Genomic DNA, 24,936 nt, shown 5'->3' on the forward strand with positions numbered 1-24,936 from the left:
CCCTACCCTACGTCAACCCTCGTTCCCGGCTCGTGAGCCGCCGAACTTCCCGGAACGTGATCGACCGCAATCCACAATCGTCCGTGCTTAAGGGATCAGGCTTGTCGCGCCCATTAATTGTCGATTCTTTCAAACGCTGTAACAAGTTAGCGTCAAAGTTCGGTGTATTTTAATGCCCCCAAAGCCCTTCAGATCCCAAGCGCCGACCCCACTCTTTCCAACAGATACTGAGTTGAAGCCTCGCTGTTAGCTCGGCCGACCTGCGGACATGCTGCCCAACTAGATATCAATCCGAAGGTGCCCGGGCACGGAAACTCGGCGGGAGCTTACGGCGGGTTCGCAGGCGCGTAACCGACAGTGGCGATCCGTCCAGTCCATCATCGGGGCAACGGAAAAACGCCGGGCTACGCTAATCTGCGATTTCCTTTCTTTTTCCATCAGTTAGGCCTTGTCTTTCTCATTCGCCCTTGTCCCGTTTCCTTCGTTCATGTACCAAATCCGTCGATTTTGACACCTGACTTTGGTACAATGTACCAAATGAAATCGCGTGTACCAAACGAGGATTCCACCATGGGCACTATCACCGAGCGCAAGCGCAAGGACGGCAGCGCTGCCTATATGGCGCGCGTGCGGGTCATGCGTGATGGTTTCGCCTATCACGAGACGGAAACTTTTGACAGGCGTCCGACCGCGACGTCGTGGATCAAAAAGCGCGAGCGCGAACTCGCGAAACCAGGCGTGATCGACGAGTACAAGGCGGCGGACCCCCCGCTGGCAAAAGCCATTGACCGGTACACCGAAGAGTCTCTGAGGGAGATTGGCCGGACAAAAGCTCAGGTTCTCAGAGCGATCAAGAACTATCCCATCGCCGACATGCCCTGCTCCACCATCAAGTCGAAGGATATCATCGAGTTCCTGCAGTCGCTGACAAGCCAGCCTCAGACGGTCGGCAATTACGCCAGCCACCTCGCGGCCATCTTCGCTATCGCGCGGCCGATGTGGGATTATGGATTGAATGATCGCGAGATGAGGGACGCGATTGTAGTCGCCCGCCGCATGGGCATCATCTCGCGCTCCGTTCAGCGCGACCGACGGCCAACGCTGGAAGAACTCGACAAACTTCTGGCTCACTTCGTCGATCGGCGAAAGAAAGTTCCTCAAGCCGTGCCGATGCACAAGGTCATCGTGTTCGCGCTCTTCTCGACCCGGCGGCAAGCAGAAATCACGCAAATCACATGGGATGACTTTGAAAAACAACACAAGCGTGTGCTCGTGCGCGATATGAAACACCCGGGCGAGAAGATCGGAAACGATACCTGGGTCGATCTGCCAGACGAGGCTATTCAGGTCATTGAAAGCATGCCCAAAACCAAGCCGGAAATCTTCCCCTACTCACCCGATGCCATCACCGCCAATTTCACGCGGGCCTGTAAACTGCTCGGGATCGAGGACCTGCGCTTCCACGATCTGCGGCATGAGGGGATTTCTCGGCTATTCGAGATGGGCTGGAACATTCCCAAGGTTGCCACGGTCAGTGGACACCGGTCATGGGTCAGCCTCAAGCGCTACACCCACATTCGCGAAGCTGGCGACAAGTATGTGGACTGGCGCGGCCTGCAACTCGCTATCAGCAACAGATGAAGTCGATGAGGTTTTAGCCGTGAGCGCGCCTATTGGCCCTCGTGAGGCGTTCCGGCCTCAGCGTGGCCCGCACCGCCGCCTCTACGCTGGACGACGCGGGCCGCGATTCAGCCTCCCGAATCATGCCGTCACAGGCCCGGTCCGCCATCCCCTCCCTTACTGGACAGCCTTCGCGCGAATAGCTTGGAAAATTGTAAGCTTCGTGCTACATATCCAGCCAATCTGTAGTGCGAAGGTTTCAAATGCCTACACCACACAATCCTCCTGCCGCTGTGCGGCGCGCCCTTAGCAAGCTCGGAGCCGACATCCACGATGCCCGTCGGCGTCGGCGGCTACCAATGGCCGTCGTGGCGCAGCGCGCCTTCACCTCCCGATCGACCCTACAAAAGGTCGAGGCTGGGGACACCAATGTCAGCATAGGCATTTATGCGGGCGTCCTTCAGGCGCTCGGCCTGCTCGACGGTCTGAGCCAAATCGCCGACATCAGCAACGACTCTGTTGGACAGGCGCTGGCCAGCGCTGAATTGCCCAAGCACGTCCACCTCAAGCGGCCAGCCGGATCGTCTCGCGATGGCTGACTTCGAGGTGCATATCGACCTGGACGACCGCACACGCCAAATTGGACTCGCGAGGAGTAATCGCGTCCGAGGCACAGAGACTATCCTTTTCGAATATGATGGCGCGTGGCTCGTCGACCCCGACCGGTTCTCGCTTGAGCCTGCTCTTGCCCTGACCCGCGGCGCCTTCGCCCCTCCTGCCGGACTGGCGACTTTCGGCTCCATCGGAGACTCCGCGCCCGACACATGGGGGCGCCGTCTTATGCAACGGGCCGAGCGCCGTCTTGCCGAACGCGAAGGCCGCGCCGTTCGCACCCTTGCGGAAAGCGATTACCTGCTCGGCGTCGCCGACGAGACCCGCCTGGGTGCCCTCAGATTCCGCTGGGCAGGCGAAGAGATGTTCCAGGCGCCTATCCGCGCCGGCGTCCCCGCCCTAATCGAACTCGGGCGGCTGCTCCAGATCACCGAACGGATCCTCCGGGACGAGGAAACGGACGAGGACCTTCAACTCATCTTCGCCCCCGGCTCTTCCCTCGGCGGTGCCCGGCCGAAAGCATCGGTCATCGACCAGCACGGACACCTCTCCATCGCCAAGTTTCCGAAGGAGACCGACGACTACAGCATGGAGACATGGGAGGAGATCGCGCTGCGGCTGGCCGACCAGGCCGGTATCACCACCCCACACCATGAGCTGATCGAGGTCGCCGGCAAGGCGGTGATGCTGTCCCGGCGCTTCGATCGTTCCGGCGCGATCCGCATTCCTTTCCTGTCTGCGATGGCGATGATGGGTGCCAGGGACGGTGAGCGCGGCAGCTACCCGGAGATCGTCGACGCTCTTGCGCAACACGGCGCGCGGGGGAAGACCGACGCTCATGCCCTCTATCGGCGTGTCGTCTTCAACGTATTGATTTCCAATGTCGACGATCACCTGCGCAACCATGGCTTCCTTTGGCTCGGCAAGGCGGGATGGTCTCTCTCTCCCGCCTATGACCTCAACCCTGTGCCCACCGACCTCAAGGCGCGAGTGCTGACCACGAACATCGACCTCGACGAGGGCACCTGCTCGCTCGACCTGCTTGAGGCGGCTTCGGAGTTCTTCGGCCTCACACTGGTGCACGCCCGCGCGATCATCAAAGAAGTCGCGACAGCGACAGCGACGTGGCGCGAAACCGCAAAGGCAGCCGGTGCGCGCTCCGCCGAAATTACCCGGATGGCCAGCGCCTTCGAGCACGATGATCTAAAACGGGCAATGGCACTATGACCCGAACCTTCATCTACAACTTCACGCCGCCATCCCTTGACCCTTCCCCCGGCGCGACCATCGCGCTGGACGTCTCCGAGATCGAAGACGCAGGCATTCGCGAAGTGCTTCAGACGCCGGGCGCGGCCTATGGCGCTTGGTCGATCCTAGATGCGCTGCTCGCGCCGACCGGCGCGGGCACGTCCTTCATTTTCAGACAACCGCTTGGCCAGGCGCGCGAAGTGAAGGTCGCGTTGTCAGGCCTGTTCGGACGGTTCGTTGCCCGCGCGTATCTCGAGCGTTATTTCGATCTCTCCATCTTCGCCCATCTCGGCAACCACGTGATCGATCTCGACCGTCGAAAGCAGGCAAGGATCAAGCGCCTCGCCCGAGGCGACCTCCCCGATTGGATCGCATGCAAATCCGAACTGACCTCACTCACGATCGCGGAGGCCAAGGGCTGTCACGACCCCGGCGGACCAGCGAAAGCGCTCGCGCGAGCCTGGACGCAGGCCGGACGCATCGACGTAACGGTCAAGGGCCGGAAGGTAACTGTGAAGCGGATCGCGGTCGCCACCCGCTGGGGCGTGGCCAATTCCGTCCCCGCCGACGCCTACCTCTCCGTTCGCGATCCGGTTGACAAGGGCGAACCTATCGATCCGCAAGACAAGGACGCTCCCTTCATCGGCTTGCTTCGCCTCCATGTCGCCAGCATGATCGAACCACTCGGCCATGCTGAACTCGCCCAAGCGCTGCGCTCTCTGACACGCCAAACGTTTCAGCGACCGCTCCGGGACGCCACCGCTCGCGCCCGCGCCGCCCTCGACAACGCGCCGATAGGACAAGTCGAGAAGACCCACGACATTGGCGGCCTAGTGGGCGGAATCGTCACGCGGGCCGGCCCGATTACCGATGCCATTGCCAGCACCGTCGATCAGGAGGCTCTGGCCCGGCTCAACCTTCGTCCGGTTTTCGTCGGAATAGACCGGGATCTGATCCGCGCGGCAATCGACGGCGAAGCGCAGACCATTCGCGGACGCCTGGCGGAAAAAGTGAGTCCCGACGAGTTCGCGCGACCGGATCGCGCTGGCGGCTGGATCATCCCGCTCGGCACGGAACGACGCATAGTTGGGGGCGCCTGATGCGACACGGCGACGTGAAAAACATCAAGAAGAGCGGGCCCCCCGAAACGGGGCACGCGCATATCTCGCCGAGTTGAGCAATCAATTGAGACGATCAAGGCCACCTAGCAGTGCACTGACAGCGCCAATTAGAAACGCCTTGCAATGCTGTACCGGCAATGCAGGGAGGCCCTGAGAACCGGACCTTGCCGGTTGTGCTTGGGCTGGCCTTGGTTGTGTGTTCCCCCGAAGTTCCTCATACTTGTCATCCGCAACAGAGTGCGCGAACGGGGCCGCATGCACATTTCACGACTACAGCTCGTCAACTACCGCAATTTCGGCAGTGCGAACGTCTATTTCAAGAAGGGCATCAACACGCTCATTGGCGAGAACGGCTCGGGCAAGACAAACTTGTTCCGCGCGATGCGCTTGCTGCTTGATGACGACATGCTGCGGATGGCTTACCGCCTCGATGAAAGCGACTTTCACCGGGGCCTTGATAACTGGCGCGGACATTGGATCGTCATCAGCCTAGAATTCGACGAGGTCGCCCAGAACGAGGCGTTACAGGCGCTATTCCTTCACGGCGTCGGCAATGTCGAAGATGGCCAGGTCGGTCGCGCGACCTACAACTTCATTTTCCGCCCAAACACAGCCATACGGCTTCGCCTGGCGGAACTCGGTGAGGGCGACCGCGACGGCCTCGTTCGGCTGCGCAACGCGATTACGCTGGACGACTATGAGGTCGTGTTTACCGGCAAGAGCACGGCGGATTTCACCGACCCTGACCAGTATCGCGCTCTTGTGGGTGACTTCGATGCTGTCCGATTTCCCGACGAGATGGAGCCGTCCGAGATCGGCGGGCGGGTGCCGAAGGTTCTCTCCGTTGCAAAGGAAATCTCGTTCACATTCGTGCAAGCGCTTCGCGATGTCGTCACGGATTTTCAGAACAACCGCACCAATCCTTTGTTGAGCCTATTGCGAAGCAAGAGCGGCGAGATCGACCAGGCCGCGCTTGCGCCGATCACCGCCTTGGTCGAAGGCCTGAACACGGCAATCGAGGAGCTACCGGACGTCGGCACCATTCGCGGCGATATCCGGCAGACCATTCGCGACGCCGCAGGAGAGACCTATTCACCGGCGGGATTGTGGATCCGCTCCGGCGTTCCGGCAGAAGCCGAGCGCCTTTTCCAGTCACTCCGGCTGTTCGTCGGCGAGTCCGATGATGGCTACGAAGGGGCGATCCATGAGCTGAGCCTCGGCGGCGCCAATCTCATCTACCTTACGCTCAAGCTCCTCCATTTCCGCTACCAGAAGGAGAAGCAGGTTTGTGCCAACTTCCTGGTCATCGAAGAACCTGAGGCGCACATTCACACGCACATCCAGAGGACATTGTTTGATCGGCTGAACTACCCCGATACCCAAGTCATTTACTCGACCCACTCCTCCCATATTTCCGAGGTGAGCAACATCGAGAACGTCAACGTACTCGGCCGCGTCGGCCGACGCTGCGAGGCGTATCAGCCGGCAGCCGGCCTCCCACCCGGTCAGGTACGGGGCCTCCAGCGCTATCTCGATGCGGTGCGCAGCAATCTACTGTTCGCAAAGAGCGTGGTTCTGGTCGAAGGCGATGCCGAGGAAATCCTTGTCCCCGCGCTAGTCAAAGATGTCCTTGGCGTCAGCCTCGACGAACTCGGTATCAGCCTGATCAACATCGGCAGCACTGGCTTCGAGAATGTGGCCGTGGTGTTTCACGACACTCGATTGCGTAAACGATGCGCAATTATCACCGATCTCGACGCAGCATTTATCGATACCGTGCCCGCCCCCGGCGACAATGATGCGACACAGAAGGCAAAAGCTAAGGTCTTGGGCTCGCAGCGTTCCGGGATAGCTCGCCGAATTCGCCTCGACGGCTTCGTCGCGGGCAACCCGTGGGTCACGGTCCACTATGCACCGCACACCTTCGAAGTGGACTTTGTTGCAGCAGGCAATCAACGCCCGGTCGTGGCAGCGTTGCCCGACTTCTACGTCCATGCTCCCACCATCGCCCTTGCTACCGCTGAGCTTGGTTCGGGCGACATAGCGCAGTTTGGCACCAGGGTTCTGACCGTCGCTAACGGCGCCGGCAAAGGCTGGTTCGCGATTCAGGTCGCCAAGAAGATCGATCCTGATACAGAGCTGCCCGACTATGTCGCCCAAGCCCTATTCGCAGCGCACTCCCCGTCCCGCGCGATGATCGCCAACATCATCCTCTACCGCCTCAAGCGCCTGGAGATAGACAGACGGGGAAACCCAGATACGCTTGCGGTGATGTTCGCGCATGTTGAACGATTCAGCGCGGGTCAAATAGAACTCGATGCGCTGCTTCTCGAAATGGCTGCGGCGTTCCCCGCCGATCAGATCAGCCGAGTCCTGAACCACCTCACATGACCTTTGTTTGGCCGAAAGGCGACCTGAATGACGAGCAGGTCGACGCCATAACTATCCCTGGCAATGTCTTCCTGACCGCCTGCCCCGGCAGCGGAAAGACGCGCGCCTTGACCTACAAGGCCGCGCTCGAACTATCGCGGCTGGCAACCACGAAGCAACGGGTCGTTGCGATCACCTACACCCATCGGGCTGCGGAGGAGATTCATGAGCGGATCGAGGCCCTAGGCGTTGGAACCGAGCACCTGTGGATCGGGACCATTCATAGCTTTTGTATAGATTGGATCCTACGGCCTTACGCGATCTATCATCCAGCCCTTCGACACGGCTTTCGAGTGATTGACGCTCACGGGACCGAACGCCGCCTGGAGGAACATTGCCGCGCCTTGCGCAACGGGGTCAGGCCATTCGACTGCAGCTACAGCTACTCAACTCGGGGATGCGAACTGCGAGATACCCACGGGAGGTCGCAGCAGGCGGTTGGGAGTGTCCTCAACCGCTATTGGGCGGACCTAGAAGCGAAGCGCCAGATCGATTTCGAGATGATCCTGCAATTCGCCTACGAGCTGATCGCAACCGTGCCGTCGATTGCCATCCTTCTAAGCCAACTGTTCCGCTTCATCCTGGTTGACGAGTATCAGGATACTAAGGAGATACAGTACGGCATCATCGCCCATGTGATGCGGGCGGGCGCCGGACGAACCAATGCCTTCCTTGTCGGCGACGCCAACCAAGCCATCTTTGGTTCGCTCGGTGGGTACGCGATCACTCGTGAGCAGTTCGCGCAGGACTGCCAGGCGCCGTTCACCCCGAAAAGCCTGTCCATCAACTATCGCTCCTCGACGCGCATCGTTGACTACTTCACGAACTACCATGTCATCCCAGCCGCGATCAGCGCGGAGGGCAAGAACCGATTGTTCGAAAGCGCGATCTCCTATGACCACACGACCCCGAGCCGGCAACTCGAAGATGAGCTTGTTCGACTGCTCCGGTACAACATCGAGACCGTCGGGATCTCTCCCCGGGAAGTCTGCGTCATTGCCCCTCAGTGGGTGGCCCTCGCCGATATCACCCGGAGGCTCGTGGTGGCCATGCCGGAGTACAGCTTTGACGGACCTGGAATCGCGCCCTTCGCCCGGAACATTGACAACTTCTTCTACAAGGTCGCGCGCCTGGCACTAACCGAGCCTTCACCCCAGCTCTTCGTTCGGCGCCTGCGATGGGCCGGTGACATCATGCTCGAACTTGAGCGGGCTGAGGTTCACCTTCGTGGGGTATCGCCCCGGGGCCTGCTTAGCATGTGCAATGCGATCGCGATCGACGAAGAGGATGGCCTCAACCACCTGAGGCTGTTCTTTGACGAGTTCTTGACGGGGCTAGGGATTGTCCTCGCTGATTACCCCGCACTTGCTAATCACCACGAGACGTTCTTTGGGGATTCCCAGGCACGAATTAACCGTCTCCAGGAAGACGGGCTTCAAGGAATCTCCGACATCGCGATGTTCCGTCGCGTGTTTGCGAGCCGTTCTGGCATAACCATTTCCAGCATCCACAATGTCAAAGGCGCGGAGTTCGACGTCGTGATTGCGTTTGCGCTCCTGCAAGGCATGGTGCCACACTTTGGTGACCTCCAGGTTGAGAGTGCCAAGAAGCTCCTCTATGTCATCTGCTCGCGGGCCCGGAAAAATCTTCACCTGATCTCCGAAACCGGTCGCATGAATCGCGGCGGCCCATACCTACCGACCGAAGTCCTCGCAAGTTACGCTTTCAACTACGACGACGTTCCTGATTGAACAGCGATTTGATTTGCCGCCGCGCTCGAGGCTGCGTCCACGCTAGGAGCAGTAACCCAGACAACTTGGCCCGCAGACATGTAGACAAGCGCGCCCCTCGAGGCGCCCGTGACACGGAGATAGTCACGGAGTTGAGCCGCGTGGGCGCTGTGCATCAGGGACGTCGGCTTCACGTCCGACTTCCAATCGACCACGACGGACATTCCATCGCCGTCCGTCGCTACAGCATCTGCACGGCCGGCGAGATAGCGCGGCGGTGCCGCGCTCCACAGAGGGAGCTCAGGGACGAGGCTTGCCAAGATGGGTTCGAGTTCTGGCAGTTGGTAGGTTCGCAGAGCCGTATGTGCCATCTCTCTTGCCTCGGGCAGAGCGGTCGACACTTCATCGGTAGCGAGCACGAGCTGCGTTAAGAGACCCGTTGCCCGTATCTCCGCCTCACCTTCGACGGGCGCCAGTTCCCCGGTGAGCAATTCCTCCATGAGCTTGTGAAGGATCGTCCCCCGTAGTGAGCCAGCGCCTCGAATAGGCTGCACGTCACCAGAGGCAGCATCGATCACGAAGGCATCGGCAAGGTCGGCACTCCGATCTGCATCCCGCTCGCTCGGCCGATCCCAGGCAATCGGGGGGGAGGCAGCGTCGATGCGCTCACGCTCGCCGGCGAAAACAGATTCGGTCTGTTCGTTTTCGCCTTGTGACTGCGGGGCGGAGGTCGGCTTCGGCAGCAGTTCCACCTGAATTTCGGGTAACGTCGCCTGTCCAAGATCCATCACGCGCGACCAGGAGCGCGCCGGAGCACCCGGCAGCTCGGGAATAACCAAAAGATCGCGAGCGCGAGTAGTCGCAACGTACCATATCCGTTCGCGCTGTCGCCCCTCCCGCGTCTCCTCTTCCTCCCGCGCAGCCGCGAGATCCGGAGGCTCGACTCCTCCAACGATCCAATGCAGCGTTTGGTCGGACTGACGGTATACGAACTGATCTTGCGGTTTGAATCGCGTTGAAGAGTTGACGGGAATGACAACCGGCCATTCCAGCCCTTTCGCGCTGTGCATGGTCACGATCTCGACGGAATCGTCAGAGGCATCAACGCGTCCTTCTGGGTGCCGTCGTTTGCCTTCCCATCCACGTTGGAGGTCCAGCGCGAACGCCCGAAGTCCTGCCACGTCATAGGGTCGGGCAAGTTCGATGACGGCATCGAGGTTCGCTAGCGCACGCGCGTTGCGTTGCCCGTGCCGTGCTGCCATGACCACGCGGAGGTTCAGCCGTTCGATCGCGAAGGCGACGAGTTGCATGGGGGTTGCTTCGGCGGCGAGCCGGTAAAGTTTCTTCAGCTCGGTCAGAACGCTTCTGGCAACCGGATGCTGGACTTGTTCGATTGGCGTACGCAGTTGGAAACGGCGCCTTCCGTCCATGTCCGGCGAGAGCGCCGCGGTGATATCAAGGAGATCCTCGTCGCGCAGGCCAACCGTCGGCCCCCGCATGAGCGCGCCGAAAGCCAGCGTGTCCAACGGATCGGCCAGTGTGCGAACCAGCGCAAGGACGTCTTGGAGTTCTTGTCGTCGAAATAGAGCCTGCCCTGCTTGCGACGCCACCGAGATGCGCCGGCTTTCCAGCGCGCGTTCGTATCGCCACAGATCGGTGTGCGTCGGCGCAAGCAGGGCGATATCCCCCGCTCGAAGAAGCCGTGTCTTCCCTCTTGGATCGGCGATGCTGAGCGCGCCAATCAACCGTGTGCACAAGGTGGCAACGGCTTCCGCCTCCGCTTCCCGTTGCTCCTCGGCAGACGCGTCGCGGGGGACCTCCACCGTCAGTTTGGCGGCCGAGGGAAATGGTAACGGTGTGGGCTCCAGAGTCGCAGTCAGCGGCACAAAGCCCGGCTGGCCCTTCTTACCGAGGACGTCGCGAAAAACCGTGTTGATGTGCGCGATGATTTCCGGCCGAGAACGGAAGTTTGCGGTGACCTCGAGCACGCACCCATTGGGCGCTCGCGCGATGACGGACTTTGCCAGCGTGTAGGCTTCGATATCGGCACCGCGGAAACGGTAGATCGCCTGCTTCGGATCGCCCACGAGAAACAGCGCGCCGGGACGCAGGTTGGATTCACTCCACACTGTAGTGTGGGTCTCCGCCGCGAGGCAGAACACGATCTCAGCTTGAGTTGGGTCGGTGTCTTGGAACTCGTCCACTAAAAGGTGCGCGAAGCGCTTTGCGACTGACTCGCGAATGTCAGGATGCTCGCAGACGAGGATACGGGCTTCCCGGAGGAGATCATCAAAGTCGAGGACTGCGGCCTCACGTTTACGCTGGTCGTACGCGGCGACAACCTCGCCCAGTACGCTGGCAAGATCATGGACCAATCGCTGCGCGATCAGGCCCATCATCAAGCGGTATGCTGTGGCAACACGCTCAAAGAAGACAGCCGCCTCACGCGACCGTTGCGCTCCCTCGGCGGCCCCAATCGCACGCCGCCACGCTGCCCCGCGCTCGTACGGCAGAAGGTCAATGCTCGCGCGGCGCATGATTTCGTCGATACGTGGTGGCTGTGTCAGCCGCCACAGACCGGCAAACCCTGTTTGCTCGACACCGGTCACGAAGAAGGCGGCGAGACGCTCCAAAGAACTGATCAGGTCCCCTGTCCAGCTATCCCCCGGATGAGTGGCGTACCAGCGCGCGAACTCGGAGACGGCGTGCGCAAATGACACTTCAGTACGGTCGTCGCCATCCGGGGCCGGCGCCGTGGCGTCAGGGTGTGCGCGCCGCAGGAAGGCAAGTTCACGGATGCGCTCAACGATCCTGAGGGGGTCATCCTTCGCGAGTACTGCGATCGGATCGTTGTCATCTGCATCGTGGTCGAGCTTCGCTTTCAACCAGTTGGCGAGAACCTCGTCGAACAATGCATCGGCAATCGTCTGGTCGACCACTCGCGCGCCTGGATCCAGTCCCGCGTTAAGGCCATGCGAGCGGAGGATGCCTTGGCAGAAACCGTGGATCGTGGTGGCCGCAATTTCGCCGACACGCGCCGCTGCCGCGTCAAGGCAGTCGCGTTGTCGATCGCTCAGGGGAAAGCGGATGACACCCGAGAGAGCCGGCGGAAGGCGATCGGAACGGAGCTCATCGACCGTCCATCTGATGCGAGCCTCAAGCTCGCTTGCTGCCAGCTCTGTGAAGGTGATGGCCGCAATGGAGGCCGGATCGATGCCACCAGCGAGCATCATCGCCACGCGGCCCGCCATCAGCGACGTCTTCCCCGTGCCAGCAGCAGCTTCGACAAGAATGTTGCTCTGGAAATCCGTTAACGCGCGCATGCGCGCACCTAAGTCAGGCTTGGTCACGAACTCCCCCATAGCTTGTCGAGAGGAGAGTTGACCTGGGCGAAGGCACGGCGCTTGATGCGTCGGTAGGCCTCGCCATCGGCCGGAAGCGCAATCGCGAGCGGGTCGAAGAACTCTCGCGGCGGCCCCGGCGCGATTGCCCCGACCTGCTGGAGCTCCGCCCCTGCCGCAGCAAACAAGATTGCTTGCTCCAGGGCCTTGTTGAGTTCCTCACCGGACAGGATCGCGGAACGTGCCGGATCGTCTTTCAAGTATGTGAGCCTCGAACTCACGTCGCGAACATCGGGGAGAAGCGCTCGAACGGCTAACGCGTAAAAGACGCGTTGAAGCTCCGCTCCTCGATCGAACACGACGGGCCGCTTTCTAGCTGGTGCCGAACCCACCTTGTAATCGGTGACAATTGCAGCACCCGTCGAGACTTCATGGTCGAGCCGGTCGATACGCCCACGAAAGACAAGCCCCGTCTCTCCAATCGGCACTGGCGCGAGAGTGTTCCACGGGTGCTCTCCACCTACGGCCTCGCCGAACGACAGTTCAGTCCAAGTTCTTCCTCCCGCTTCACCGAAACTGTCGATGAGGGCCCGAAACGCTCGTTCGCGAGCAACGTCCATCGTATGGTGCCAAAGGACATGCGGAGGGGCGGGGCGAACGATTGGCCACTCTTGGATCAGCTTGTCAGCTTCGCGCATCAGCGCGTTGTTGAGAGCGTCCTGGTCTCTAGGCGTGCCTTCACGGAGGACCCCGCTGATCAGCGCATGAACGAGCTCACCAAAGGCCCGCGGGTGAAGCGACAGCGGTTCGGCATCCATACCCGCCTCACGCCAGAACAGCGCATGCTCCCAGACGAAACCCAGGGGATCGCAAAGAAGACGCTGCAGCGAAGTCGTCGATTGAACAGCGGTGAGTGCCTCTACGAGGAGAGGATGGTTGCTACGGACTCGCCCATCGTGCGCAGTGTGACGCTCACCGTCCTGCCAGGCGTTCCAACAGACCCGGCTCGATCGCACCTGCGCGTTCTTCCCGGCGTCCGCGGGTCGCGCATACAGGCGATCGCTCTCGCTAAACGCGTGGGCAGGAATCATACTTCGGCCAACCAAACGCTCCCGATCACGTCGCCAGAGCGAACTTGGCGCCTGTATCGAGCCCGCGGCGCTTCGATGGTTTCGCGAGAGAGCGTGCCCTTCCGACTGACTGATGATGATGTTGTAGTTCAACAGGTCATTATCCGCGACCGCTGAAGACGGCAGCCGCAGATCGCCGAGAAGGTGATCAGGCAGCAGCGGGTCTTCACTCGCTGGCCTCGGCCAAGCGTTTGCGGCAAGACCAATGAGACGGACATAGCGGCGAGGAGCAGCAGCGACATGCCTCGCAGGGGCCCAGGCGATGGAATTGCCAGGATCGCGACCGTCGTCGACGCGAAGCGCTCGAAGGGACAACTCGATGGCTTGCACCGGCGCCATCTGCACAGCGTCCTGCCACAACGCCAGCGTCGGACCACTCAGCAACCGGTCGCCGATGGACTCCGCAGAGGAAATTCCTATTGCGAGTTCATCCAGAATGGGAAGCAACACCTGTTCAGCGATATTGCCGCCAGCGCGTTGGGTCCGTGCCTCTTCGAGGGCATGACGCCAGCGCTCCGGAGAGGTGAGTGCAGCGTTTCGACGGATCCCTTTGGCCCAATCGTCTGGGATGCGATATTTTGCCGATGAGTTAGGAAGCCGGACAAAGAGCAAACGCACCCGCTCCTGCGTCAGGCCGCGCAAAAGGATGTCGGCAAGCGCAGCGCAAGTCTGACCCTCGCGGGTAGCGAGCGCCGGAACGCCATGGGTAAAATGTACGGGCAGAGTTGCTTCCCGTGAAAGAACGAGAAACGCGTCGTCCCAAGCCCCAGGCGAAGCCGCAACGACGGCAATCTCATGGGGCGCAGCCACCCCCCTTGCGACGAGGTCGCGCGCCCAACGCAGCGCCTCTCTGGCTTCGCTCCGCGGATCGGCGCACACGTCGGCCGTCAAGATGGAACTAACCTTGCGCTCGCGGGCCTTGATCGATCCCGTAAACCAGAACCCACGGCCCTCGGGCGGCAAAATCCATTGTACTGGTACGACGTCGCATAGCGCCAGGATCAGGGGGCGCCAGACAGGATGAACATCGACGATGTCCCGAAGCGTGACGGGCCCAAGCACCTTGGGTGCGAAGGTCAGCCGCTTGAGTGCGGCCGCCACAAGATCGGAGGGAGCAAGCTTTCCTGGTGGTAGGGCATCGCGGACGTGACGTTCTAGAAGGACAAAATCTCTGAGGCGAGAGTTATGGGGGTGGACTTGCGAGTGACCGGCGGCCCACCAGTCCCGCAGGGAAGCCAGTACCGCAGCCGGCATCCCGGGTAACTCAGCAACGTGGGCGATGTCCTCGAATTTCTCGTTCGCCAGGACCTGCCGGATTGCCGGATAGAGCGCGTCGTGTGTCGCGGGCGTAATGAAACCTCCCGCGAGGCGTGCTGCCAATAGAGGGAGCGTCAGGATTTGACGACCAATTGCGCCCTCTCGAGCGGCATCGAGCCTCCGCATCCTCAGCGCAAGCGGACCCTCGACTACCACCGTGTTAATCAGCACAAGACCCTCCCGTTCTCCCGATCCTTCCATCTACCAAGATACTCAACCGCCTGGTGGCGGAGCTCCAGAGCCTCATCGTTTTCGGGTTCACCGAACTCTAGTGAGTCCCGTTGTACTGATAGCGACGGCTTGACTCGATGGGATATACCCCCAACGTCATCCCGTCCTTTTTGCTTTTGGAGTCTACTCGTGAGCGCCATCCGCCGATGAGCAAGAGCAAAAATCCCAAAGCGAGGCATGTGCGGTTGCTGTCCAGCGGCTTCTTTCCGCCCGAGATGCCTGATTGCTTCTACAGCGAGCGTCTCGGACGCAAGCGGGAGCCGATCCTCAAGTCGTTTGATCAAATACCCTCGAAGAAGAATGGCCCTCCGCACTTTCATCTGCTTAAGGGTGAGCGCGCGATCTTTAGCTTCCCTCGGTTCGGTCGGGAGGATCGCCGTCACTCCTATATCAACCCAATCTCGTACTTCTACCTGTCGAAGGTCTTGGCCGAGAACTACGTCAGCATACGCAAGCTCAATAGGCGCTCGAGAATGTCCGTCGCGCCCACTATATTCGATTGGGCCGGCGAGCGAGCGCTGATCCGCCCAGCATTCGATGCACGGGACTCGCAACATGTCACCCTCAACGCCGGATTCGAGTTTCTCGCCGAAGGCGATATCGCGGCCTTCTTCCATTCGATCTATACCCACGTAATTCCGTGGGCGGTCCACGGTAAGGCCGTTGCGAAACGGCGGAAGCAGGACTTTGGGCTCTACGGCAACGTCCTGGATCTTCTTGTGCGCAACGCTCAAGATGGGCAGACCATCGGACTACCAGTCGGTCCGGACACATCGCGTCTCATCGCCGAACTTATTGGAACGGCTATCGACAAGTCGATCCAGACTTCGCTCAAAGGGAAGCGAAAGTGGAGTGCTCGCGAGCGCGGTGCGATGCGCTTCGTGGATGACTACGTCTTTGGCTGCTCGTCACATCAAGAGGCGGAGATCGTCTTGGCCACGCTCAGGCGGTGCGCCAACGATTTTGAACTCGAGTTGAACAACTCCAAAACACGCATCTCACCCACGGGCCCGTTTTTCGCTGCAGCGTGGAAAGAACACGTGAGGGGTCTTCTCCCAGCCATCGGTTCGGACAAGGGCAGCCTACTTCGGTACTTCTATGGAATAGAGGCAGCGGTTCGGGCGCACCCGGAGGCAAACGTCGCAAAGTTCGCACTTCAGAACGCCCGGAGACTTTTCCTCGAGACCCACGATTGGCCCCTGGTCGAGGACTATCTTCTGTCCAGTTACCGGCAAAATGCCGCGGTTCTTCCGACGGTGGTCGAGATACTGATCTTGCGACACCTCGACCGAAAAGACGTCGCCATCGAGCGCATCAGCTCCTTTGTCTCCGCCCGATTTGCAGCACTGGCCCTTCTGCAAAAGCGGGGAGAAGTCTGCTGGCTCCTCTATCTCTGCATTTGCCTTCAGACATCGATTCGAAGCGCGGCAATCGCCGAACTGTTCGCAGCCGAGGACAGCGCCGTTGCTATCCTGATAGCCGACGCCAAGCGGCTCGGCTTAGTACAAGGCGCGATCGATCAACGCACCTGGGACGCCAGCCTGACTAAGGAGGGCCTGCGCAGTTCAATGTGGCTCTATTCATACGAGAGCGCGCTGAAGGGCCTGAACGCGGCCGGGACCACGGCCCACGTCACATCGGACCCATACTTTGGCCCCCTGCTCGCCCAGGATGTTGAGTTCTACCGATCGGGTTCGTCCCATTTGAATCGAGGCACGTTTCTCTTGAGGTTGCGCCTTGAGCGGGTACGTCAGCAGCTGCAGCAAGCAGCGGTTCAGGAGGACCTTGCCGACGAGTTCGTTGATTTCGAGGATGCGAGCGAAGGCGAGCCAGACGGTGCATTTGACTTCTATTGATGTCTACAGACCTCGCAAAACCAAGCTGGAACGTTCCGCCTGCCCCAACCAGAGTTGTCCAGTCCCGTCGACGGATCGTGACATCACCTGCCTTCGGAGCTGCCAGAGCTAGACGTGCCATGGCGAAGAAGCGACGCCTCTCTGATCGAACGGTATGGTCTGGCGAGCTTGGTTCAGCGCAGCTGAGTATGACGGGATATTCGAGCGTGCAAACACAAGACTCGCGCGATAGGGTCATGAAAAACAAGCTGTTTCCGCCAATCCTGATGAGTCGCGCATGTCCGACAGCCTGGCCGACCTGATCCTGACGTTGACACCCGAAGACGGGTCATCCATCGGCAATGGTGCAATGTTGGCCCTGCTGCGCGAGCACATGCCGAGCTTGTCGGAGAATGACTATGTCGGCGCGCGCGATCTTCTACTAGACGAAGGTATCCTCGGCCGAGGGCGCGGGCGCGGTGGATCAATATTCCGGATCGTCGAACAGGCGTTGGATGAAAATGAGGATGGTGCGGAAGATTTGGATGGCGACGAGGACGGGTTCGAGCTGATCCCCACCGTGGAATCCATATCAACGCAAAAGACGAAATCCACGAAAAAGAGCGCTCGTAGGTCTGGAGAACCAATCCAGGTGCTCAGCTACCGACATCGCGAGATGCGGGTAAACAATCCAGAGGTCGGGATGGTCCATGCTGGGACGGACCCTGACGGCGACAAGACTGCGTGGGCATATGACCCGCATCTGGACCCCGTACTAAACTTCGACAGCGCTCGCAGAGGGATCGAAAAGCTGATCGACGACGCGCTATCCAGTGAAGACCCGCAGCGCATGAAGGACGCTCTGACCGAGCTCAAGCGGCTTCAGCAGCCGTATCTCAACTGGACGGGCAAAGCTGAGCGGACGTCTCTCGAAATAGACACTGTCTCCCTTCATGTCCATGAGCGGGTCGACCCCGCGACGATCCTGGCCAACGCGGCCAAACGGCTGAAGGGCAAGGACGCGGGCACGCAATGGCGGCAGCCGGACCTCTTCGCTGCGCCATTCGAGAACCTTCCGCTGCGGCAAGCACTCGATTTCTACAGCCATGAGAAAGGCTGGTCGAATCGCTTGGTGGCGGGCGACAGCCTGCTGGTGATGAACTCGCTCCTGACCAAGGAGAGCATGGCGGGAAAGGTGCAGATGATCTACATCGACCCGCCCTATGGCATCAAGTATGGGTCGAACTTCCAGCCATTTACAAACAAGCGCGACGTCAAGGATCGGTCAGATGCGGACCTGACCCAGGAACCCGAAATGATTAAGGCGTTCCGGGACACTTGGGAGCTGGGCATCCACTCCTACCTCACCTATTTGCGCGATCGTTTGATGCTGGCGAGAGACTTGCTCCACGAGAGCGGGTCGGTGTTCGTACAGATTTCCGACGACAATGTGCATCATGTCCGCGAAATCCTGGACGAGATTTTTGGCGGAGCGAACTTCATATCTGAGATTGCCTTCCGCACGACGTCCAGTTTGGGCGGTGACTTCATTGGCAAAAGCTTTGACTATTTGCTGTGGTATGGGCGCGAAAAGGCCAAGACCAAATCTCACGACCTTTTTTCATCCCGAGGGATCGAAGATGATGTTGGCGGTCGGTACACCCGATGTGAGCTCCCAGGCTTCTTCCGGCGACCAATGTCAAAGGCTGAGAAGTCCAATCCCGAGGCGTTGCCCCAGGGCGCAAGGGTATATCGGCACGACAACTTAAAATCGCAAAGCGGGTCGGAAGCAGCTGAATTTCCCATTGCTCATCAAGGAATGGAGTTCAGACCTGGAAAAGGCTTCTGGAAGAGTAACCCAACCGGCATCGTAAGGCTGGATCGCGCATGGCGTTTGGCTGCGCCCACACCCGATTCAGTCAACTATGTTCGGTTCATAGACGACTTTCCGTTTGTCGGTCTTTCCAATGTCTGGGGGGATACGCAAACTGGAGCGTTTACCGCAAGCAAGGACTACGTCGTTCAGACCAACACAAAAGTCCTCGAACGCTGCCTCCTTATGACCACCGATCCCGGCGACCTAGTGCTCGACCCGACCTGCGGCTCGGGTACCACTGCCTTCGTTGCCGAGAAATGGGGGCGCCGCTGGGTCACGTGCGACACCTCCCGCGTCGCCATTACATTGGCTAAGCAACGGCTGATGACCGCGAGTTTCGACTATTACGCGCTGCGTTACCCGCATGAGGGTCTGAAGGGCGGCTTCGACTACGAAACAGTGCCGCACATCACCCTGAAGAGCATTGCCAACAACCCAGACATCGACTCGATCTACGACGAGGTTCACCCAAAGATTCAAGCGTCGTTGGTATCCCTGAACTCTGCTCTGACAAACGCGCCCGTGGCATCCTTCAAGCCCAGCCAAGGTGTGCGCAAGGGCCAAGTCGTCAGTTTCCGCAACGGCGGCGCTTTGCAAGAATGGGAAGTGCCGTTCGACTGGCCCGAGACGTGGCCCCAAACCGCGCGCGCGGACTTCGATGCCTTCCACACTGCCCGTCAAACCAAGCAGCGCCGCATAGACCAATCCATCGCCGACCATGCCGAGCCGGAAACGCTCTACGACAAGCCTCGCATTGATAAGAATCGCCTGCGGATTACCGGTCCGTTCTCGGTAGAGGCGGTACCGGCGGCAACGGTCCTGTCACTCGACGATAGCCTCCCCCTCGCCGAGGCGGACGACAGTGTTGCCCGGTCGGGAGAGACCTCGCGCCAATCCCTTTGGCGCGATGAGCTCTTGAAGACCGGCGTCCGCGGCAAGGGCGGCGCAATGCTCACTTTCGCGGAATTCGAGACCCTGCCGGGCCTGAAATTCATACATGGGAGCGGCTCACTGGCCGAGACGGGCGAACGGGTCGTCGTTAGCTTTGGCCCAGAGCATGCGGCTCTGGAACAGCGCCAGGTCGAACTAGCTCTCTCTGAAGCAGAAACTTTGCGTCCGGCGCCAAAGTACATCCTGTTCTGTGCTTTTGCCTTCGATCCAGAGGCGGCCAAAGACATAGATGAGGTGAACTGGCCTGGTGTGACCCTACTCAAGGCCCAGATGAACACCGACCTTTTAACCGAAGATCTAAAAAAGGCGCGGTCATCCAACCAATCCTTCTGGCTGATGGGCCAGCCCGATGTAGAGCTGCGAAAACTTGACGACGGGATGTGGGAGGTCGAGGTCAATGGCTTCGACTATTTCGATCCCAAGGTCGGCGACCTCGTGTCCGGCGGCAAGAAACAGATCGCTATGTGGTCGCTTGACGTCGATTATGACCAGCGATCACTCATGCCACACCAGGTTTTCTTCCCAATGGCTGACGCCAAGGGTGGTTGGAACCGACTGAGGGCAACGGTGCGCTCCGAACTCGACGATAACTTGTTGGAGCAGTTCCACGGAACGGTGTCGCTGCCCTTCCCGGCAGGTGACAACCGGCGGATTGCGGTGAAAATCGTTGATGATCGGGGGATCGAATCCCTCAAGATCATGCCGCTTGAGGACTGAGCCCATGTCCCTCATCATCAATACACCGTTCGTCTGCCCGGCCCAGCATTGGGTCGAAGGCAAGGGCGGCAAGCTCGAGATCAAGCCAGAGCGTCGCCCGGCGAGCTACGAAGTCTTCGACGCCCGCAACAACACAAAGCGCACCGAGGTGCTGGGTCTCGTAAATACGATTCGGACACGCGTCGATGCTTGGCGCGAGGCTGGTTGGCCCGGCGTAACAATTGTCACCCGCAAGCTGCTGGAACATTGGCATGACCGCGACGCGCGGCAGCATCCGTTCTACTTCTGCCAACTCGAGGCGATCGAGACCCTGATCTGGTGGGTCGAAGGGACCGAGGCCTTCAGACAGGGTATCTCGATCCCCGGCGACGGCGGGACCTGGGAACGGCTCTGCAACAAGATGGCGACGGGTGCCGGCAAGACAACGGTGATGGCGATGATCATCACCTGGCAGGTGCTGAACGCGCTGACCTACCCGAAGCGGAACAAGGATTTCAGCCGCGCCGTGTTCATCGTGGCGCCCGGCCTAACAGTGAAAGAACGCCTGCAAGTGCTGCTGCCCAGCGAAGGCAGCTACTACGATGAGTTCAATCTCTGCCCCTCGGAGGCCCTGAGGCAGAAACTGAACCAGGCCGAAGTGTTGATTGAAAACTGGCACACACTGATGCCGCTTAAGGAACAGGAGCGGTCCGTGGTGAAGAAGGGCCGGGAGTCGGACGAGGCGTTCACACGCCGCGTTCTGGGCAAGCTGGCCGCGCACAAGGATATCACCGTCATCAACGACGAGGCACATCATGCCTACCGCAAACCGCCCGAGGTGAAGATCAGCAAGAAGCAGGCGGCTGAACAGGGGATCGATCTCGACGAGGCGACGCGCTGGATCGACGGGCTAGACCGTATCCACAAAACACGGCGCATTCAGCGCTGCTTCGACCTTTCGGCCACGCCCTTTGCCCCGACCGGCAAAAAGAGCACGGATACGGCGCTGTTCGACTGGATCATCTCCGATTTCGGGCTAAACGATGCGATCGAGGCCGGGCTGGTCAAGACGCCGCGCGTCGTGGTTCGGGACGATGCCCTGCCAGACGCCCGGACGCTGCGGTCAAAACTCTATCACATCTACCGAGATCCATCGGTGTCCGAGGATCTGAACAGGGCCAAGGCCGAGCCGCACGAGGCGCTGCCGAAACTGGTGCAGGACGCCTATACGCTTCTCGGCGCCGACTGGCGCGAGACGCAGAGGCAGTGGCGAGATGCCGGGCATCATACCCCGCCGGTGATGCTGACGGTCTGCAACCGCACCGAGACGGCCGCGCGGGTCGAGCACTATTTCAACAAGGGCGACTCGCATTGGCCCGAGCTGCACGCCCCGAACAAGACGTTGCGCGTTGATTCAAAAGTGCTTGAGAAGGCGGAGATCGGCGAAGCCGCCACATCCGACAAGGACTATGAGGCCAGGCTGAAGAGCATCATCGAGGCGACGAACCTACCGGAGACCCGAAAGCAGCAGCTTCTCGACATGAAGAAGGAAGCGCTGCTTCGGGAGATCGTGGATAATGTCGGCAAGCGCGGGGCAGCGGGCCAAGACCTGCAGAACGTCATCTCCGTCGCAATGTTGTCCGAGGGCTGGGATGCCAAGAACGTAACCCACATCATGGGTTTACGCGCGTTCACCTCGCAGTTGCTGTGTGAGCAGGTCGTCGGCCGTGGGCTGCGCAGGGTTTCCTACGACACCGATGAGAATGGTCTATTCCTGCCGGAGTATGTGAACGTCTTTGGGGTTCCGCTGTCCATTTCCGAGACGGGAGAAAGTGGGGACGCGCCTCCGCCTCCCAGGCCAACCACTCAGATTGAAGTCATCCCTGAAAGGGCACACTTGGAAACAAAGTGGCCCAACGTGTTGCGCATCGAAACGGTGGTGAAGCCTCAGTTAGCCATCGCATGGGACGAGGTACCAGCCTTGGTGCTTGACCCAGCCTCGACCCCCATCAGCGCCGAACTGGCGCCCGCCCTGGGTGGTGCAACGGACATGGGCATGGTCACCGCGATCGATCTCGAACGCCTTCCGGATGGCTTCCGGCTGCAGAGATTGATCTTTCAGGCCGCCCGCAAGGGCTTTGCTGAACTGCGCCACAGCTTCTCGGGAACGGAAGAGTATCTTGCCGCGCAATTGGTTCGCATAGTCGAGCACTTCCTGAAGTCAAAGTTGCTGGATATTCCGTCGCTCTTCCATTCCGACCCTCTTCGTCGACGGATCCTCATCGCATTGAACATCGATCTCATTGTTCAACATGTCATGCGCTACGTCAGCGAGCACAATACGGAGCGCCTCACGCCGGTCTTCGATGAAGAAAACCCAATAGGGGCTACCGGTCAAATGCGCACCTGGTACACGACCAAACCGTGTTTTCCGGCGATCAAGTCGCACATCAGCCACCTCGTTGGCGATTCCTCATGGGAAGGTCACGCGGCGAATGTCTTCGAGAGCCGTGACGATGTCGTAGCCTATGCCAAAAACGATCATCTGGGCTTCCAGATTCAGTACATGTGGGCCGGTTCGCGTCGCCGATACGTGCCGGATTTCCTTGTACGACTGTCGAGCGGCAAGATGCTCGCGCTCGAAATCAAAGGAACGGATAGCCCGCAGAACAAGGCCAAGCGCGACGCACTGGGCGAATGGGTGGCGGCAGTCAATGGGGCCGGCGGTTTTGGCCAATGGGCCTGGGACGTCGCCTTCAAGCCCGGCGAGCTGCAGGACATTGTCTCTAAGCACGCCAATTCTGTCACGGTTGCTTAACGCACGCGGTGCCCCTGCCGCATCGCCGAACAGCCGCCACGACGATGGCTGCCCTACTGAGATGACCGCCTCATTTCACCAGACGCAAATTTCCCCTTCGGGGAGTTGTCAAAGCATTTGGCGTTGATGGCACGCCCACAGTCACAAGGCCGAAAAGAAGTTTCACAGCTTCTGATTCAGGAACTGACAGGATAGCCGAAATTCGCTCCAGACCGGCGCCGTTCTGACGGAGATCGTCAAGGACCTTCTTCCACACCTGCGACTGCTCACGGCGCATCGGCGTTGGTTCATCCGTTCGCCAACCCCGCCGAGAAATCTCCATAAACAACTGCTGATAGGTCCATTTCGACACCAAACCCAGCTCATGAAGCCGATAGGTCATTGCCGCCACCGAAACCGACCACGCTCGCTTAAGTTCGACAACTTTCGGCAGGCCGGTGATGCGGCCAACCGCCCGTAGAGGAGCTTCTGGCATAAGGAAGGCGGCGGCGAACTCGTTTGCTTGCTTTTCGGCCTCAAGACCATTTGGCGCCGCGTGCTTATGCAGGACGAGATGCCCCAACTCATGAGCAGCGTCGAAACGGCTTCGCTCGGCAGACTTTTGCGAATTGAGAAATGCGTAAGGTCTCTGTCCGCGCCAGACTGAAAAGGCGTCAACCTCCTTTCCATCCTCGCCTAAGGAAAAGACGCGAACACCCTTCAACTCCAGAAGATGAACCATGTTCTTGATGGGCCGGTTGCCAATGCCCCAAAAATCGCGAAGGCCAGCCGCAGCGCTTTGAGGGGTATCCTCTCGCATATCGGGTACAACGGAGGCGGGCAGATCAAACTCGCTGTCCAACCAATCAGACATCAAGAACGCGATTGCCCCTGCGGCGATCGCCCCGTCTCGCTGGCGCGCCGTCATTTTGCTCATCGATCGGAAGCTGACACCTTCGGCCCGCGGAATATCCACGTCGTCAGACAGAAAAAAGGAAAGCGGAAACCCCAAGGTGCGAGCAAGCTTCTTGGCGACATCATCGCTGGGAAGATACTCGCCAGCTTCATAGCCCGTGACCGTACGTGGCTCGATACCTGTCTTTGCAGCGAGCTCCTTCATCGTCAGCCCGGCACGCTGACGAGCCACGGTAAGCCGTGATCGATTAAACATTATGCCGCCTTGCGCTTCACCGGCACATCGATATCCGCGTTTTCCATCGGCTCTTCGACCGGCACCCCACCATCCACTCCGGGCAAGGGAATGAAGATGCGCTCTGCCCAGTCAGTTATGTTGCGTTCATCATAGGCCGATGGCAGCGAAAGCTCCGCACGGCAGTCCTCATCATCGATATGAATTAATAACATCCAGGTGGGGTAGCTCAATATCGTGGCCGCCTTACGGAGTTCCGCCTCGATGGTCTCTGGGAACATGTCTGTTTCGAGGTTGTTTTTGAGAACAGCCGCTTCCGTGAAAAGTCCCTTTAGGGACTTAGTCCTCGGTGACCCAAACGGGGAACAAGTCAGACCATCTGCACTGGCAACGACGATGTTAATTTGTGTAGAATCATTGATCACCAGTGAGTAGTTGCTTGGATCATCCTTGCGCCACCCCAGAGGCAACAACTCGTCACGCAGGGTACGCACCACAAACCGCCAGGCCTCGGTGCCCGGAATGAACGGTGGATCATTATCCGTACAGTTGAGCCTGGCCGTGTGGCCGGCTAGGACCGCTCTCGTCACGGCCTCCACCGAGACGTTCAACTCAGCCAGTCGGCGCTTCGCGTCGAATGGATGCTGATGGACAATAGTCGCCGACATCGTCATGGCACACCGCTCAACTTCATTTTTTTAACCTTCTAGCAGGTAACAAAAATGAAGTCCACCCCGCTTCCTCACACCGGTACTACACTCGGTCTGCTGCGTCGGACTGTTCAACTCCAACGCCTTCATCATCTTGACGTACGCGACCCACTTCACCTGCTGTTCGCAGGCGTTGCACAT

Annotated in this window: 13 protein-coding genes; 9 read left to right on the top strand and 4 right to left on the bottom strand. The window is 59.7% G+C overall.

The window, feature by feature from the left end; all coding sequences use genetic code 11:
* The first annotated feature begins 570 nt into the window (after positions 1 to 570).
* From ASD04_RS18335 to ASD04_RS18360, 6 genes are all read left to right on the top strand, one after another.
* On the top strand, positions 571 to 1,641 hold the full coding sequence (locus tag ASD04_RS18335; protein WP_056260151.1) for a site-specific integrase: 1,071 nt from the start codon (positions 571 to 573) through the stop codon (positions 1,639 to 1,641).
* 242 nt (positions 1,642 to 1,883) lie between these two features.
* Positions 1,884 to 2,219 carry a helix-turn-helix transcriptional regulator gene (locus tag ASD04_RS18340; RefSeq protein WP_056260153.1) on the top strand — a complete coding sequence of 112 codons (336 nt, stop codon included), beginning with the start codon at positions 1,884 to 1,886 and terminating at the stop codon, positions 2,217 to 2,219.
* Positions 2,212 to 3,459, top strand: coding sequence for a HipA domain-containing protein (locus ASD04_RS18345; RefSeq protein ID WP_056260156.1), 1,248 nt, complete (start codon positions 2,212 to 2,214; stop codon positions 3,457 to 3,459). The genes ASD04_RS18340 and ASD04_RS18345 overlap by 8 nt, the downstream gene beginning before the upstream one ends.
* The gene (locus tag ASD04_RS18350) at positions 3,456 to 4,580 is read left to right on the top strand and encodes a hypothetical protein (protein WP_156461334.1); all 1,125 of its coding nucleotides are present in this window, start codon (positions 3,456 to 3,458) and stop codon (positions 4,578 to 4,580) included. Before ASD04_RS18345 ends, ASD04_RS18350 begins: the two co-directional genes overlap by 4 nt.
* Positions 4,581 to 4,856: 276 nt before the next feature.
* Positions 4,857 to 6,992, top strand: coding sequence for an AAA family ATPase (locus ASD04_RS18355; protein ID WP_056260157.1), 2,136 nt, complete (start codon positions 4,857 to 4,859; stop codon positions 6,990 to 6,992).
* Complete coding sequence (locus tag ASD04_RS18360; RefSeq protein WP_056260160.1) at positions 6,989 to 8,782, top strand: ATP-dependent helicase; 1,794 nt, start codon at positions 6,989 to 6,991, stop codon at positions 8,780 to 8,782. Before ASD04_RS18355 ends, ASD04_RS18360 begins: the two co-directional genes overlap by 4 nt.
* Here the strand turns inward: ASD04_RS18360 and ASD04_RS18365 are convergent.
* Together ASD04_RS18365 and ASD04_RS18370 are read right to left on the bottom strand one after the other, a co-directional pair.
* Positions 8,761 to 12,111, bottom strand: coding sequence for a UvrD-helicase domain-containing protein (locus ASD04_RS18365; protein ID WP_244488362.1), 3,351 nt, complete (start codon positions 12,109 to 12,111; stop codon positions 8,761 to 8,763). The genes ASD04_RS18360 and ASD04_RS18365 overlap by 22 nt on opposite strands.
* Positions 12,108 to 14,720, bottom strand: a complete 2,613-nt coding sequence (locus ASD04_RS18370) for a PD-(D/E)XK nuclease family protein (protein WP_056260400.1) — start codon at positions 14,718 to 14,720, stop codon at positions 12,108 to 12,110. Before ASD04_RS18370 ends, ASD04_RS18365 begins: the two co-directional genes overlap by 4 nt.
* A gap of 206 nt (positions 14,721 to 14,926) precedes the next feature.
* Between ASD04_RS18370 and ASD04_RS18375 the strand changes: the two genes are divergently transcribed.
* The 3 genes from ASD04_RS18375 to ASD04_RS18385 all read left to right on the top strand — a co-directional run bounded on the left by ASD04_RS18375 (position 14,927) and on the right by ASD04_RS18385 (position 22,956).
* Positions 14,927 to 16,636, top strand: a complete 1,710-nt coding sequence (locus tag ASD04_RS18375) for an RNA-directed DNA polymerase (protein ID WP_056260161.1) — start codon at positions 14,927 to 14,929, stop codon at positions 16,634 to 16,636.
* Between the two features lie 277 nt (positions 16,637 to 16,913).
* On the top strand, positions 16,914 to 20,159 hold the full coding sequence (locus ASD04_RS18380) for a site-specific DNA-methyltransferase (protein WP_056260163.1): 3,246 nt from the start codon (positions 16,914 to 16,916) through the stop codon (positions 20,157 to 20,159).
* A 4-nt stretch (positions 20,160 to 20,163) separates the two neighbouring features.
* Positions 20,164 to 22,956 (top strand): DEAD/DEAH box helicase family protein, encoded by a 2,793-nt coding sequence (locus ASD04_RS18385; protein WP_056260164.1) that lies wholly within the window; start codon positions 20,164 to 20,166, stop codon positions 22,954 to 22,956.
* A 70-nt stretch (positions 22,957 to 23,026) separates the two neighbouring features.
* Here ASD04_RS18385 and ASD04_RS18390 read toward each other — a convergent pair whose 3' ends face one another.
* Both ASD04_RS18390 and ASD04_RS18395 read right to left on the bottom strand, forming a co-directional pair.
* Positions 23,027 to 24,106 carry an ImmA/IrrE family metallo-endopeptidase gene (locus ASD04_RS18390; RefSeq protein WP_056260166.1) on the bottom strand — a complete coding sequence of 360 codons (1,080 nt, stop codon included), beginning with the start codon at positions 24,104 to 24,106 and terminating at the stop codon, positions 23,027 to 23,029.
* Entirely contained in the window at positions 24,106 to 24,759 is a 654-nt protein-coding gene (locus tag ASD04_RS18395) for a hypothetical protein (protein WP_056260168.1), read from the bottom strand. Before ASD04_RS18395 ends, ASD04_RS18390 begins: the two co-directional genes overlap by 1 nt.
* Positions 24,760 to 24,936: the final 177 nt, after the last annotated feature.

Source organism: Devosia sp. Root436 (assembly GCF_001426345.1).
Classification (GTDB): Bacteria; Pseudomonadota; Alphaproteobacteria; order Rhizobiales; family Devosiaceae; genus Devosia.